The sequence below is a fragment of the Priestia sp. MDV22-iso46 genome (assembly GCF_058629175.1).
The window spans coordinates 728566-741037 of record NZ_JBZVWT010000001.1; the positions used below are offsets into that span (position 1 = coordinate 728566).

At 37.3% G+C, this 12472-nt stretch carries 11 protein-coding genes and 1 riboswitch; of the genes, 2 read left to right on the plus strand and 9 right to left on the minus strand.

Annotated features, from left to right (window positions below):
- Positions 1-75 precede the first annotated feature (75 nt).
- A riboswitch (SAM riboswitch) is annotated at positions 76-182 on the minus strand.
- A 101-nt stretch (positions 183-283) separates the two neighbouring features.
- Both AC4NPH_RS03815 and AC4NPH_RS03820 read right to left on the minus strand, forming a co-directional pair.
- Entirely contained in the window at positions 284-1051 is a 768-nt protein-coding gene (locus AC4NPH_RS03815; RefSeq protein WP_098196450.1) for an ABC transporter permease, read from the minus strand.
- Positions 1044-1955, minus strand: a complete 912-nt coding sequence (locus AC4NPH_RS03820; RefSeq protein ID WP_098196449.1) for an ABC transporter ATP-binding protein — start codon at positions 1953-1955, stop codon at positions 1044-1046. The genes AC4NPH_RS03815 and AC4NPH_RS03820 overlap by 8 nt, the downstream gene beginning before the upstream one ends.
- A gap of 170 nt (positions 1956-2125) precedes the next feature.
- Here AC4NPH_RS03820 and AC4NPH_RS03825 point away from each other — a divergent pair, with 170 nt between their 5' ends.
- Positions 2126-2566: a YtoQ family protein gene (locus tag AC4NPH_RS03825; RefSeq protein WP_025752263.1), complete on the plus strand. Its 441-nt coding sequence runs from the start codon at positions 2126-2128 to the stop codon at positions 2564-2566.
- A 153-nt stretch (positions 2567-2719) separates the two neighbouring features.
- Here AC4NPH_RS03825 and AC4NPH_RS03830 read toward each other — a convergent pair whose 3' ends face one another.
- From AC4NPH_RS03830 to AC4NPH_RS03840, 3 genes are read right to left on the minus strand one after another with little or no spacing between them, the layout of a single operon-like run.
- Positions 2720-3931 carry a Ger(x)C family spore germination protein gene (locus tag AC4NPH_RS03830; RefSeq protein WP_098196448.1) on the minus strand — a complete coding sequence of 404 codons (1212 nt, stop codon included), beginning with the start codon at positions 3929-3931 and terminating at the stop codon, positions 2720-2722.
- Positions 3915-5042: a spore germination protein gene (locus tag AC4NPH_RS03835; RefSeq protein ID WP_082352700.1), complete on the minus strand. Its 1128-nt coding sequence runs from the start codon at positions 5040-5042 to the stop codon at positions 3915-3917. The genes AC4NPH_RS03830 and AC4NPH_RS03835 overlap by 17 nt, the downstream gene beginning before the upstream one ends.
- A 3-nt stretch (positions 5043-5045) precedes the next feature.
- Positions 5046-6623: a spore germination protein gene (locus AC4NPH_RS03840; RefSeq protein ID WP_098196447.1), complete on the minus strand. Its 1578-nt coding sequence runs from the start codon at positions 6621-6623 to the stop codon at positions 5046-5048.
- A 505-nt stretch (positions 6624-7128) separates the two neighbouring features.
- On the opposite strand from AC4NPH_RS03840, the gene AC4NPH_RS03845 reads away from it, so the two are divergent.
- On the plus strand, positions 7129-8748 hold the full coding sequence (locus AC4NPH_RS03845; RefSeq protein ID WP_013056918.1) for an ABC-F family ATP-binding cassette domain-containing protein: 1620 nt from the start codon (positions 7129-7131) through the stop codon (positions 8746-8748).
- 35 nt (positions 8749-8783) lie between these two features.
- Here the strand turns inward: AC4NPH_RS03845 and AC4NPH_RS03850 are convergent, their stop codons facing one another.
- The 4 genes from AC4NPH_RS03850 to AC4NPH_RS03865 all read right to left on the minus strand — a co-directional run bounded on the left by AC4NPH_RS03850 (position 8784) and on the right by AC4NPH_RS03865 (position 12146).
- Positions 8784-9674, minus strand: coding sequence for a DMT family transporter (locus tag AC4NPH_RS03850; RefSeq protein ID WP_098196446.1), 891 nt, complete (start codon positions 9672-9674; stop codon positions 8784-8786).
- A 64-nt stretch (positions 9675-9738) separates the two neighbouring features.
- Positions 9739-10455, minus strand: a complete 717-nt coding sequence (locus AC4NPH_RS03855; protein ID WP_098196445.1) for a helix-turn-helix transcriptional regulator — start codon at positions 10453-10455, stop codon at positions 9739-9741.
- Positions 10456-10482: 27 nt separating this feature from the next.
- The gene (locus tag AC4NPH_RS03860) at positions 10483-11115 is read right to left on the minus strand and encodes an alpha/beta family hydrolase (protein ID WP_098238734.1); all 633 of its coding nucleotides are present in this window, start codon (positions 11113-11115) and stop codon (positions 10483-10485) included.
- A gap of 251 nt (positions 11116-11366) precedes the next feature.
- A complete protein-coding gene (locus tag AC4NPH_RS03865) occupies positions 11367-12146 on the minus strand; it encodes a hypothetical protein (RefSeq protein WP_491938567.1) in 780 nt (259 codons plus the stop codon).
- Between the last annotated feature and the right edge of the window lie 326 nt (positions 12147-12472).

The following is a 12472-nucleotide window of genomic DNA, read 5'->3' on the forward strand; positions in this document are numbered from 1 at the left end:
CTTGTTTACGTAATAAAAAAAGACCTCTTCTTATTGATAAGAAGAGGTCTCTTATTTTGTATCATAAGATTACCCTTCTCATCTTCCAAACGAAACATCGTCTGCTGGATTTGGCACCGCACTGCGTACAGCCAGTTGCCGAGACATCATAGGGCCAGTCCCTCCGTCTCTCTTGATAAGAAGTTTATAGTTGTTTTAAAAATAGTCTTTCACTACTGTAATCTCTTTTTATTTAATTGTCAAATGCTATTTCAGAAAAATATATAGTGCGAAAATTCTCACATCAATTAGCTACGTCTCGTTTTAAAAACGCTGCCCAAGCTACGCCCATAAAGAAGACAAAGTGTGCAACTAAGACGAAGATTGAAAATGGAATCGTCATGCCGTCAAACATCGTCTTCATTCCGTCCATATACTGTACAAAGTTCGTGTTGGCAAATAATAAAAATTTCCCCCACCATAAACCTAGCTCTGATACTAGTCCTGTTACAGCTTTTGCGCCGATACTTACGACAATAGCCAGACTGGAAGCAAGCGCGCTGTTTCTAAATAAAGACGACAGCATGAATGCGAACGTCATCATCATAAACGTTTCCATATACGCACTGTCATACGTAAGCGTAATGTTTTTAAGCAGCTGCGCATCTCCTTCTAGACTGGTAAATCCAAAGAACAATGCTCCCCATACAAACGAAAAAAGCAAATAGCTCAGTAAATAATACAAGCTAATTAAAATGAGGGTTAGGTACTTGGATGCTAAAATCGTTGAACGTCTAGCAGGGCGAATTAAAAGAAGCTTAATGGTACCTGCCTCAAACTCTTTTGCAACCATTGACCCTCCAACAGCAAGAGCAAAAAATTGAACGAGAATCAGCATACCTGAACTAAATGACAGGAAGTTCAAAATGTTGTCTTCTGTTCCTGCACTGTTTGCTACTTTCTTCATTAATAGAGCCATACAAAGAGTCAAAATACCGATGGTAATAAACGTGATTTTTGTACTTCTTTTGTGAAACCATTTCATGTGTTCATTTTGAATTAGCTTAAGCATGGTGCTCTCCTTCCGTAACGGACATAAACGAATCTTCAAGCGTCTCATACACAGGAGTGATTCGGTAGACTAAAATATCGCTGTCCACTAATTTTCTATTGACAGCTGGAATTTGCTCTTTCACAATTGCTACGTCAATAATATTTGATCTCATCGTTACTTCAAATTCTTGTGATAAAAATTCCGCTGCTTTTTGCGCGTCAGACACCTCAAATTCTACAAACATTCCTTGATCTTGGCGATTTGGAGATAGATCTTGAACGGCTTTTAACTCACCGTCTTGAATAATGCCAACGCGGTCACATAGTGCTTCTACTTCTTTTAATAAGTGGCTCGCGATCAAGATCGATATTCCTTCTTCCCTGCAAAGCGTTTGTAAATATGTACGAAACTCTCTCATTCCCGCTGGGTCTAGACCATTTGTTGGTTCGTCTAGTAAAAGCAATGCAGGCTTATGTAAAATAGCTTGAGCCACTCCTAAACGCTGTCTCATCCCAAGAGAATACGTCTTCACTTTTGCATGAATGCTGTTTTCAAGCTTTACTAAAGCAATGACTTCATCCAAGCGTTCTGATGTGATGCCTTCATGCATATTAGCAAAGTGTTTTAAATTTTGATAGCCCGTCAGATAATCATAAAACTCAGGGTTTTCAATAATCGCTCCAATTGATTTCATAGCTGATGTAAACTGTTCTTTTAAAGGAAACCCATTGACGGTAATTGTTCCCTCTGTTTCTTTAATGAGTCCTACGACGGTACGAATTAGCGTTGTTTTTCCAGAGCCGTTCGGGCCAAGCAATCCGAAAATCTCACCGCGCTCAACCGATAAGGATACATCATGCAAAATGGTTTTCTTCCCAATTACTTTACTGACATGATCTACTTGTAGCACTGTTTCTGTCATCATGTACATCCTTTCTTTAATTAGCAATACGCCTTCTATTGTTTCTCTTTTTTAACTATTTGTCTACTATAACCTTATTTTTGGAAAAGTAGCCCATTCAAATCATTCGTATTATCCGCTTACATTTGATAAAATAAAACAAACTTTAGTTAGAGGAGGACTTCTACATAATGAACTTAACCGTATACCTTGCCGGGCAAATTCACGATAACTGGCGAGACGAAATTAAAAACCAAGCAGAACAATTAAACCTTCCCCTTACCTTTGTCGGTCCCATGACAGACCATGACCGCTCCGACAACATTGGAGAAGAAATTTTAGGAAAACAGCCTAACGCTGTCTTAAAAGATGAAGCTGCTTCTCAAATTAATAATTTACGTACGCAGGTACTCCTAAAAAAATCTGATGTGGTTATTGCTTTATTTGGCGAAAAATACAAGCAATGGAACAGCGCAATGGATGCGGCGACAGCCATTGCATTAGATAAACCGCTAATTTTGGTTCGCCCTGAAAAACTGCATCACCCGCTTAAAGAACTGTCAAACAAAGCCCAGGTTGTAGTCGAAACGCCAGAACAGGCTCTTCAAGCATTAGCTTATATTTTTGAATAGCAAATAAGAGCTGTCGGTTCTGGACAGCTCTTATTTTTCATTTATCCCTCAAGCTCATTACTAGGGGAAATATTTTTTTAGCAAGCTCTAAGGCTATTCCTTTTAGTTTCTTTCATTTTCAACATCAAAACAAGCAAAATTGTACTTAGCTACTCATTTTTTTGATCCTGACGTTCCATAATCTTTAATCATTAATTTTACATCATAGTTAATTGGAACTTCACTAAATGTTTGATCCCAATTGTCTTTGACCCTCATCCATACTCTGGGCCTCTTAATTCTCAATTGATTTCCGAACCCGGCCACATCGACTTTATATTCTTTTTGCATTTTTTCTACCGTGTTTCTTACGAGGTGCTTCACTTTTTTTTCTGAGTTTTTTTGCACCTTATGTAAAAATTGATTTTCTAAAGGATTTCCTGAGACCACCCAATTTTCAGATAGCCTTCCCTCGGATTCAATATGCACATTGAAGGAGATGCTATTTCCTTTAACATGAGGTTCAATATGACTTTTCATGGATTCTATTTCGTATACAATCAGCTGACCGGTCTTTTTATCAAAGCTTTTCACTAGCCCGCCTTTCCCTTTTCCTGTGATCCAAGTCAGACCATCTAGTTCTTCTTCATTCAAAAAACCGATCATTTTGTTTGTTTTCCCTTTAATTATGGCAGCACCAGCAAATTTGATTTCCCCATTTGCCGATAATACATTTTGCAATAGAAAACTAGTCCCTGATTCAATATTGCTCTCTAATTTAATGAGCGAAGTGGGAGGTAAAATTCTTGTTGTTCGATAGGCATTTTCCACCATTCCAGCCAAACGAAATGCCGGGATCTCTCCTGCTGTCTTCGATTCTAGCCCGTCGCTAGCTCTCCCTTTACTAATAAGTACAAGACAGCTTGGTCTAATCTCGTTATCACGAAGAAACTCATTCACTAATTTTCCTAAGCTATACGTTCTTGCAAGAGCCTCGCCAATAATAATTACTTTTAGATGTTGGCTGGCAATCGAAGTCTCTCTTCTCAATGATAATTCACGGGTCATTTGATGAATAGAATCTCCCGTTTCAGCCATATTCACGTAAGCCTTCTGCTGAGATCCTCCTTGGACAGTTGTTGAACTTGCCACTTGCGGGGTGATCAGTTGGTAGGTTGACGTAATCAAGTTCCGTTTGGGATACTCTTCTTGTTCATCAAATTCTTTTTCAGTCATGGACTTGTTAGCTTTATCAAGAGCCATACCTACTCCTAAACTTCGTTCTTCAATTTCATGACTGCTCCAACAGCCCGCCAGAGGAAAGAGCAAAAAAACAGAAAGCAAAACCGATAAGAAGAACCGTACGTGATTAGAGACTTGTCTCATACTTTTTCCCCTTTATTTTTGAAATGATAAGAAGCAGTACCGGTAAAAAGCCAAATAAAATCAGGGCAGCATTGCCAACCATATCTCCTAATTTAAATACATCATTGATATTTCTAGGAACCATGGAAATGAGATAAATAACTGGAAGCACACCATACATAAATGGATGGATATTTTTTTTGAAAAGCTGAGACAGTCCTAATGAAGCAGCGTAATGGTTAACATTAAAAGAAGTAAACATTTGCATAATCCATACCACCAGCAACAAGGAATCAAAGCGTTCAAAGATTAACCCAGTTAATTCATAACTTCTTATCAAATCAAGCGTAGGCCACGTTCTCGTAACCACTCCATCCACTGAGAACGCTCCGATAACCATCACGACGGTAATAACATAAAGAAGCAAAGGAATCGCAGTACCAACTAGTACAGCTTTTACTGCTTTGTTTGGTTCTTTCATAAATGCCAATATTAAAAGCATGAATTCAGGCCCAGTAAACGCAAGAGCTGTTGTCCTTATCCCTTTTAACACCGGCGTAATACCTGAACCTAGTACCGGGCGCAGATTATCCACTTCAAATATTTTGATACTCATAAAGGCAACAAGTAAAAAAAGAATAACCGTAATAGGTAATATAATTTCAAATATACGGGCAATTGGATTTATTCCCCCTCTTATCAGATAGAGACTTGCCCACATAAATGGCATGATTATAGCCCATTTGGGAGTTCCCTCCAACAACAGATATCCAGTTACCTCTGCCAATGAACGAGCATGAAACCCACCCAGCGCCAAAAAATAACCTATCATGAGGAAACTAAATAACTTGCCTATCCATTTCCCTACAATTTCTTGGCTGTATTGATAAAAGGTTTTTTCAGGGAAGCGTTGACTTAATTTCACCATGATTACCCCTGCTATCATGGTGATTATCCCCCCTAAAATAACAGTTAGCCAAACATCTGGTGTTTTCACTTTTTCCGCAGCTGCCCGGGGCAAGGTAAGAATCCCTGTTCCAAGGATAAAGTTGGTAATAATAATAGTTGTTTGAGGCGTCGTAATACGATCTTTTGAATTTATCATTTCTAACGGCCCATTTCCTTTCATCATAAGCTACCCTTTTCGCAGAGGATCTTTGGTGTGCATCATCTTTGGACGTCGTTTCATCATCATCAGAGGCATACGGACTACCAAGTCTTTCCATTCACTTAAACGATAAGGAACAGCTGGACTCATATAGGGTACGCCGAAACTTTTTAGTTTCACTAAATGGCTCATCATAAAAAGGAAAAATAAGATGACGCCATATAATCCAAGTATGGCAGCACAAAGCATGGCTACAAAACGAAGAATACGCAATGTGATTCCTACACTATATTGCGGAATAGAAAACGATGAAATGGCAGTTAACGCCACTACAATCACCAAAATAGGGCTAACGATTCCTGCCTGCACCGCAGCTTCTCCAATGATTAACCCACCGACAATGCCCATTGCTGGACCAATTGGTTTCGGCAACCGGAGTCCGGCTTCTCTCAAAATTTCGATCGATAGTTCCATAAATAAGGCTTCGATAAGGGCGGGAAACGGAACACCAGATCTTGATCCTATAATAGAAATAGCTAACTTAGTCGGAATTAATCCTGGATGAAATGAAATAAACGCAATATACAAAGCCGGTGTAAAAAGGGAAAGAACCACTGCAATATAACGAAGAAAACGAATGAATGTACCGGGAATCCACCTTTCATAATAATCTTCCGGCGACTGTAACATCATGCTAAACGTAACGGGAGCAATCAAAGCAAAAGGCGTCCCGTCTAATAAAATGGCTACTCTCCCTTCCATCAAAGCAGCAATTACACGATCGGGACGCTCCGTATTCTGTACCTGAGGAAAGGGACTAAGGTAATTATCTTCAATGAGTTGTTCAACATATCCAGACTCCGGTACATTATCAAGGTCAATTTTTTTAATTCGTTTTTCTACTTCTTCAACTAGTTCTGGATCAACAATTTCCTTTATGTAAGCAACAATTAAATCTTTTTTGGAACGCTTTCCTACTTGAAATTTCACCAGCGACAAATTTTCAATATCTCCGCTTCCTCTTAATAAAGAAGTATTATCACTTAAAGATTCAGTGAAGCCTACTCTTGGCCCTCTCACTAATGCTTCTGATACGGGCTCTTCAATCGTCCTTGTTTTTAATTTGCTTGTACCAAGAATAAAGGCAAGTGATAACCCGTCAATTAAAAGAGCCGTAGATCCTGTTAAGACTTTTGATATTACTTCTTTAATAGAATGGACCTCTTCTACATCACTAATTGATAATACTTGGCTTTTAATACACTGTTTTGAAAGGCTTCCCTTTACGTAAAGCTGATCCTGTTGATATTCTTTTGAAAAATCAGCCATCAATGATGACAAAATATGTTTTTCAATAAGATCTTTATCTGAGAGCCCCTCTACAAAAATAATAGCTGCCTGAATGCCCGTGCGTCCTATAATAAACTCACGAAAATGAACGTCGGAATTATGACCAATTTCATTTTTAATTACTTCTAGAGTTAAAGCTAAATGATCCGTAACATGATTAGGTGAATCTTGATGTATAGATTCCTGTTTGTTTTCCTTCTCGTTCGCATGGTTACCTATTTTTTTCACTGCCGATTTCCATTTTTTCACTTCCATCACTCTTCCTCTGAATTACGAATCCCGCTTAATAATTTGTAGATTATATATGGGATGAAAAAAACCAGAACTGCTTGTATAAAAACTGGCCCTTCTGGAAGATAGGAAACAACTAATTTCCACATGATAATCACCCTATCTATGTCTATGTCAAACCAATTTTAGAAATAAGCACCCGTAAAATATCAGTGTTTACTTTATAAAAATTCTTTTATTTACCAGGTAGTATTATTCTTCTTTTTGTTTCTTATACAAAGGAATACAACATCCATCTTAAAAATGAAAAAGAGCTGATTACTGAAGGATTATACATGCTGGTTTGCCGCTCAATGTTTTGGTGAATGCTAGAATAATCAAGTTTTACCGCTCAAAAAATCCCTTAAATGGTTGACGCGTGTTTAAAGTGTCGGTTACACTTTATGTTTGAAATATTGTATTCATATCGCTCTTATCTCAAAAGAATGGTATAATTTTATAGATATTGAATTTGGAGGACTGCTCATACATGATTACAGTTAGTAATGTAAGTTTACGATTTGGCGACCGAAAGTTATTTGAAGATGTGAATATTAAATTCACGCCTGGTAACTGTTATGGATTAATCGGCGCAAACGGTGCTGGAAAATCAACGTTTTTAAAAATTTTATCTGGTGAAATTGAATCTCAAACTGGTGATGTACATATGGGCCCTGGCGAACGCCTTGCTGTCTTAAAACAGAACCACTTCGAATATGAAGATCAAGAAGTTATGAAAACCGTTATTATGGGGCACGCTCGCCTTTATGAAGTAATGCAAGAAAAAGATGCTATTTATATGAAAGCAGACTTCACAGATGAAGATGGAATGAAAGCAGCTGAGCTTGAAGGTGAATTTGCTGAATTAAACGGTTGGGAAGCAGAATCAGAAGCAGCTATTCTTTTAAAAGGATTAGGTATTTCTGAAGATCTTCACGCAAAAAAAATGGCTGAACTAACGGGTAGTGAAAAAGTAAAAGTGCTTCTTGCACAAGCTTTATTCGGAAAACCTGATGTATTACTTTTAGATGAGCCTACGAACAACTTGGATATTCAAGCAATTCAATGGTTAGAAGAGTTCTTAATTAACTTTGAAAACACAGTCATTGTTGTATCTCATGACCGTCACTTCTTAAACAAAGTATGTACGCACATTGCTGACCTTGACTTCAGTAAAATCCAAGTCTACGTTGGTAACTATGATTTCTGGTATGAATCAAGTCAATTAGCACAAAAAATGGCGTCAGATGCGAACAAGAAAAAAGAAGAAAAAATTAAAGAGCTTCAAGCCTTTATCGCTCGCTTTAGCGCAAATGCATCGAAATCAAAACAAGCAACGTCTCGTAAAAAATTGCTTGATAAAATTTCATTAGATGACATCCGCCCTTCTTCTCGTCGCTATCCGTACGTGAACTTCACGCCGGAACGTGAGATTGGAAATGACGTACTTCGCGTGGAAGGTCTAACAAAAACAATTGACGGCGTAAAAGTGCTTGATAACGTAAGCTTTATTATGAATAAAGATGACAAAATCGCCCTTGTAGGCCGCAACGAACTTGCAAATTCAACATTAATGAAGATTTTAATGGGTGAAATGGAAGCAGACAGCGGTACGTACAAATGGGGTGTGACAACGTCTCAAGCCTTTTTCCCAAAAGACAACTCCGAGTACTTTGAAAACGGAGATTTAAACTTAGTAGACTGGCTGCGTCAGTATTCACCTAATGACCAAAGCGAAAGCTTCTTACGCGGTTTCTTAGGCAGAATGCTATTCTCTGGTGAAGAAGTGTTGAAAAAAGCCAACGTTCTTTCCGGAGGAGAAAAAGTTCGCTGTATGCTTTCTAAAATGATGCTAAGCGGTTCAAACGTTCTTTTACTAGACGATCCTACGAATCACCTTGACTTAGAATCAATCACAGCGCTAAACAATGGACTTATCAGCTACAAAGGTTCAATGATTTTCACATCTCATGACCATCAGTTCGTTGAAACGATTGCGAATCGTGTAATTGAAATTACGCCAAACGGAGTAGTTGACAAGCAAATGACATACGATGAGTATTTAGAAGACAGCAACCTACAAAAACAAGTAGCAGGCATGTACGCTTAATAAAAAAACCCCTTTCTTTAAAGAAAGGGGTTTTTTTATATATGCACCTCCTGATTTAGCGATGACTTCGGAGAATACGTTAAAAACGCTAAGCTAACAAACACTAGTGCTGCTCCGCATATGTTCACCAAAGTGAGGGATTCCCCCAACAAAAATACGCCCAGTAAAAAAGCGGTAACGGGCTCTGCTAACGATAACGTCACCGCGGTAGACGCATGCACCGACTTAAGCGCTGTAGAAAATAATACATAAGCAAGAGCAGTCGTAAGTATTCCTAAGTGAAGAGCAATGCCTATTCCATTTAAAGAAACTAGCCAGCTCATATCATACATAAACCAGCATGGGATTAGTAGAACAGCTGCTGTTGTGAACACAAGAGAAGCGCCTACTTGCGGATCAACATACTGAACAATTTTTTTATTAACAGTCGTATAGCAAGCAAAAGACGCCCCTGCTCCTATCGCCATACCCAAACCTATCACGTCGATTTGACTATCTTTTTTTAACAACAAGCAGCAGCACCCTAGAATACCCGTAAACGTGGCAAGCAGCCATTTTTTTGTAGGTTTCTTGCTGTACACTATGTAATCTAACACTCCTGACAAAAGCGGCGCACTCCCAATTGCAACCATTGTTCCTACTGCAACACCCGTTTTGATAACAGCTGAAAAAAACAGCGGCTGATAAGCGGCCATACTTGCTGCAGCAACCGTAAGAGGCAGAATAGGAAGGCGTCTTACGTCCACGTCCACTTTCTTTTTTTGAATAAGACAAGCTGCAAGAAGCGACAGTCCCCCTACAGCTAATCGCACGGCTCCAATCGCCACAGAATGCGCTTCAGCAGATGCTAAAGCTTGGGCAGTCCCTGTTGTTCCCCATAGTACAGCTGCACATAATATAAGTATTTTTGATAATGAAGTATTCATATTTCCATCTCCTTTCTTTTATCATAGCTAAAAGAAAGAAAAAAGTTTTTCCGCTTTTATGATATTATTTGTCTGTTTTTAAGATACTTCGATATTGCGTGGGTGAGACTCCTTCTTGTTTTGCAAACCATTTAGTGAATGAAGACAAGCTGTGATAGCCGACTTCATGCGCAATATACGTTACCGAATAGCTGCTCTCTTTTAACAATTCTTTTGCTTTATTTAAACGTATACGCGCTACATAGCTTTGAGGCGAATAGCCCGTTTTTTGTTTAAACCAAGCGGAAAAATAAACGGGATGATAATTTTCCAGCTTGGCAAGACTTTCTATGTTTAGCTCTTGATTAAAGTTAGCATGAAGATAATCAATGGATTTAAACGTTTGTTTCTTTGGCAAATAATGCTGAACGTAACGGACTAAATCTTCAAGCGCCCCCCTGTCAGTGCTTTTTTGAAGCCCATCAAGTAAAAGGTAGCGAATTGCTTTCCACGTTGAATCCCATTGAATAAAAGTGGCTTGTTGAGAAAGATGCGCACTTTCTGTAAATTTCAACGGAATATCAACAACTAAACATTCATTTGTATTTTTAGCTTGATACGTATGAAGCTGACGAGGCGGAATGTAAAAGCATCCTTCTTGCAGCGTTAAGTGCTGCTCACTTGCTTGAATATCAAGTGCACCTGCTAGCGGAAACAAAAGCTGACTGTAGTTATGATCATGAGTATGAGGTGAATAGCTGTAGGCTCTTTTTTCGCAAATAATTTCACGTAGCGTATCCATTTTGTACTCCTTTCCTTATTTCCTATCTTATAGAAGCTGTTCTATGCCATTCAAAACGGTTTCCAGCGCCTTTAACGATTCCGTGGGAGTATACAAAACGTCCAATGAATGATCGGCATTTTCAATCACTTGAATATTCATTGTGTTTGTTTTTAATTGATAAACTTCTTCAGTATAATAGTGATCACGAGTTCCTATTACAAGAAGACCTTTATGAGTGCATTCTAGTAAACTTTCAAACAGTTCTGTTCTTGTTAAAAGCGGGGTCAGTAAAAGCATCACTGCATCTTTGTAGACTTCATCTTTCATAATTCGCTGAATCAGCGGAATTGTGCCAATCGATTTTCCTGCAAATATGATATTTTTATAGTCATTGTGAGATAAAACGCCTTGCAGCACGAGATCAATGTCTTTCATCATAACGTCTGCAATCTCATCTGTAGACTTTGTCATGAGCTCTTTTGGATATGTATAGTGAATATGAACAACGTCAATTCCGTGTTTTAGCATCAGCATTGTTACATAATACAATAGCGGCTTTTCATATGTATAACCCAAGCCTGAAAACATAAAGCAAATTTGACTAGACCCTTCCGTTTTAATATGTGTATAGGTAATCCTATGAGTTTGGTTGCTTACGCTTTTCTGATTTACGTGCATGTCAATCCTCCTTTTTAAATATTCTAACATTTAATTCCGTAAAAAAACCCCATCTTTTTCTTAAAAAAACAAGCGGGTTTCATAATATGTGGTTAAGCTATTGTAGAGCTATTTAATTAATTTTTATTAGGTTTCGATTTTCAAAATATATCATTATAAATCAAATTAAGTGGGGCAAAAATGGGGCAAAGCTTCTGCCCCATTCTCTTTTATCTTATGACCATTCATTAGGAAATACTTAACAATAAATATTAAATGTTCTGTAGTAGGTATTTATCATTTACAAAACTGTCTTGCCTAACCAATAAAAGCAACACCTTTAAGAAATAAGGAAATTCCTCTATATCTTTTGGAGTTACTGTAACAAAAGCCTCTTCACGGGTATGCTTAGAAATTGGAGCCTCATATATTTTTTCGTTTTTAGATATTTTATATGAAATTTCTGGAGTATCCGTAAAATTATAATAAATATCGAAAGTGGTTATAGTTTCTTTGTCTAACTCCTCATGAGTTAAAGATATCTCAGAACCAACCCTCAAACTCATAATCATAGACTCTAAAACTGAAACGAATGCAGAGACAAGATCAAAATAAGCCTCGATATCCTCTATTTTAGGTATCTGGTAATCATGTTCCATTTTATTTCTCACCTTATTAAATCTATCCAATGAAAAGGAATTAAACACTCCAGCCTGCTTGAAGAAATCAAGCTTAGAATTCAAACCCAAATTTTTCTTTTTAAATATATTGAATATTTTTAAGATGTATAAACATGTATCTAACTGACAATCTATTGCCCTTTTTAAATGGGATACACAGTTAATTAGATGAATATGCTCTAAATTATTGGAATTATTTCTCATTTCCAATAGTTCATATTCGGCAAATTGCAGATACCCACGAGCAGTCAAGTCGTATGTAGGGAACTCTAAAGAGTATCCGATAATTTGGTCATAGTTAAAATTAGAAAAATTATTTAATAAAAAATTTCTTAATGGAGTCGTTTTATCCATCTTTAAAGTTTTAGACATTCAATTAATTCTCTCCTTATAAAATCCTATACTTATATTATATCTTTCCTACTTTCGGAAAATTGGTATTTATTTTAACAATTGTAAAAATAAATACATAAAAGGTGTGCATTGTTTACCAAATAAAAGTTACCGAGGCAAAGATAAATAGATTTTCTTTCAGTAATGTTTTGTTATAATTTCATATATTTTTGATGTTAAAATTGCTTTTAATTTTTAGTTCTAACCCATATATGCCATCAACTTTACGTAGAAAATAGATCATTGAAAATTATGTAACAGCATCTTTTGTCTTGGCTACCCAGATATCAGTAACTTCATTATAT

What these genes read in the sequence shown, in the direction of transcription:
- AC4NPH_RS03855 (WP_098196445.1), bottom strand. Translation starts at nt 10,455, where the DNA reads ATGGATACGCTACGTGAAATTATTTGCGAAAAAAGAGCCTACAGCTAT.
- AC4NPH_RS03865 (WP_491938567.1), bottom strand. Translation starts at nt 12,146, where the DNA reads ATGTCTAAAACTTTAAAGATGGATAAAACGACTCCATTAAGAAATTTT.
- AC4NPH_RS03860 (WP_098238734.1), bottom strand. Translation starts at nt 11,115, where the DNA reads ATGCACGTAAATCAGAAAAGCGTAAGCAACCAAACTCATAGGATTACC.
- AC4NPH_RS03820 (WP_098196449.1), bottom strand. Translation starts at nt 1,955, where the DNA reads ATGACAGAAACAGTGCTACAAGTAGATCATGTCAGTAAAGTAATTGGG.
- AC4NPH_RS03840 (WP_098196447.1), bottom strand. Translation starts at nt 6,623, where the DNA reads ATGGAAGTGAAAAAATGGAAATCGGCAGTGAAAAAAATAGGTAACCAT.
- AC4NPH_RS03825 (WP_025752263.1), top strand. Translation starts at nt 2,126, where the DNA reads ATGAACTTAACCGTATACCTTGCCGGGCAAATTCACGATAACTGGCGA.
- AC4NPH_RS03845 (WP_013056918.1), top strand. Translation starts at nt 7,129, where the DNA reads ATGATTACAGTTAGTAATGTAAGTTTACGATTTGGCGACCGAAAGTTA.
- AC4NPH_RS03835 (WP_082352700.1), bottom strand. Translation starts at nt 5,042, where the DNA reads ATGATGAAAGGAAATGGGCCGTTAGAAATGATAAATTCAAAAGATCGT.
- AC4NPH_RS03850 (WP_098196446.1), bottom strand. Translation starts at nt 9,674, where the DNA reads ATGAATACTTCATTATCAAAAATACTTATATTATGTGCAGCTGTACTA.
- AC4NPH_RS03830 (WP_098196448.1), bottom strand. Translation starts at nt 3,931, where the DNA reads ATGAGACAAGTCTCTAATCACGTACGGTTCTTCTTATCGGTTTTGCTT.
- AC4NPH_RS03815 (WP_098196450.1), bottom strand. Translation starts at nt 1,051, where the DNA reads ATGCTTAAGCTAATTCAAAATGAACACATGAAATGGTTTCACAAAAGA.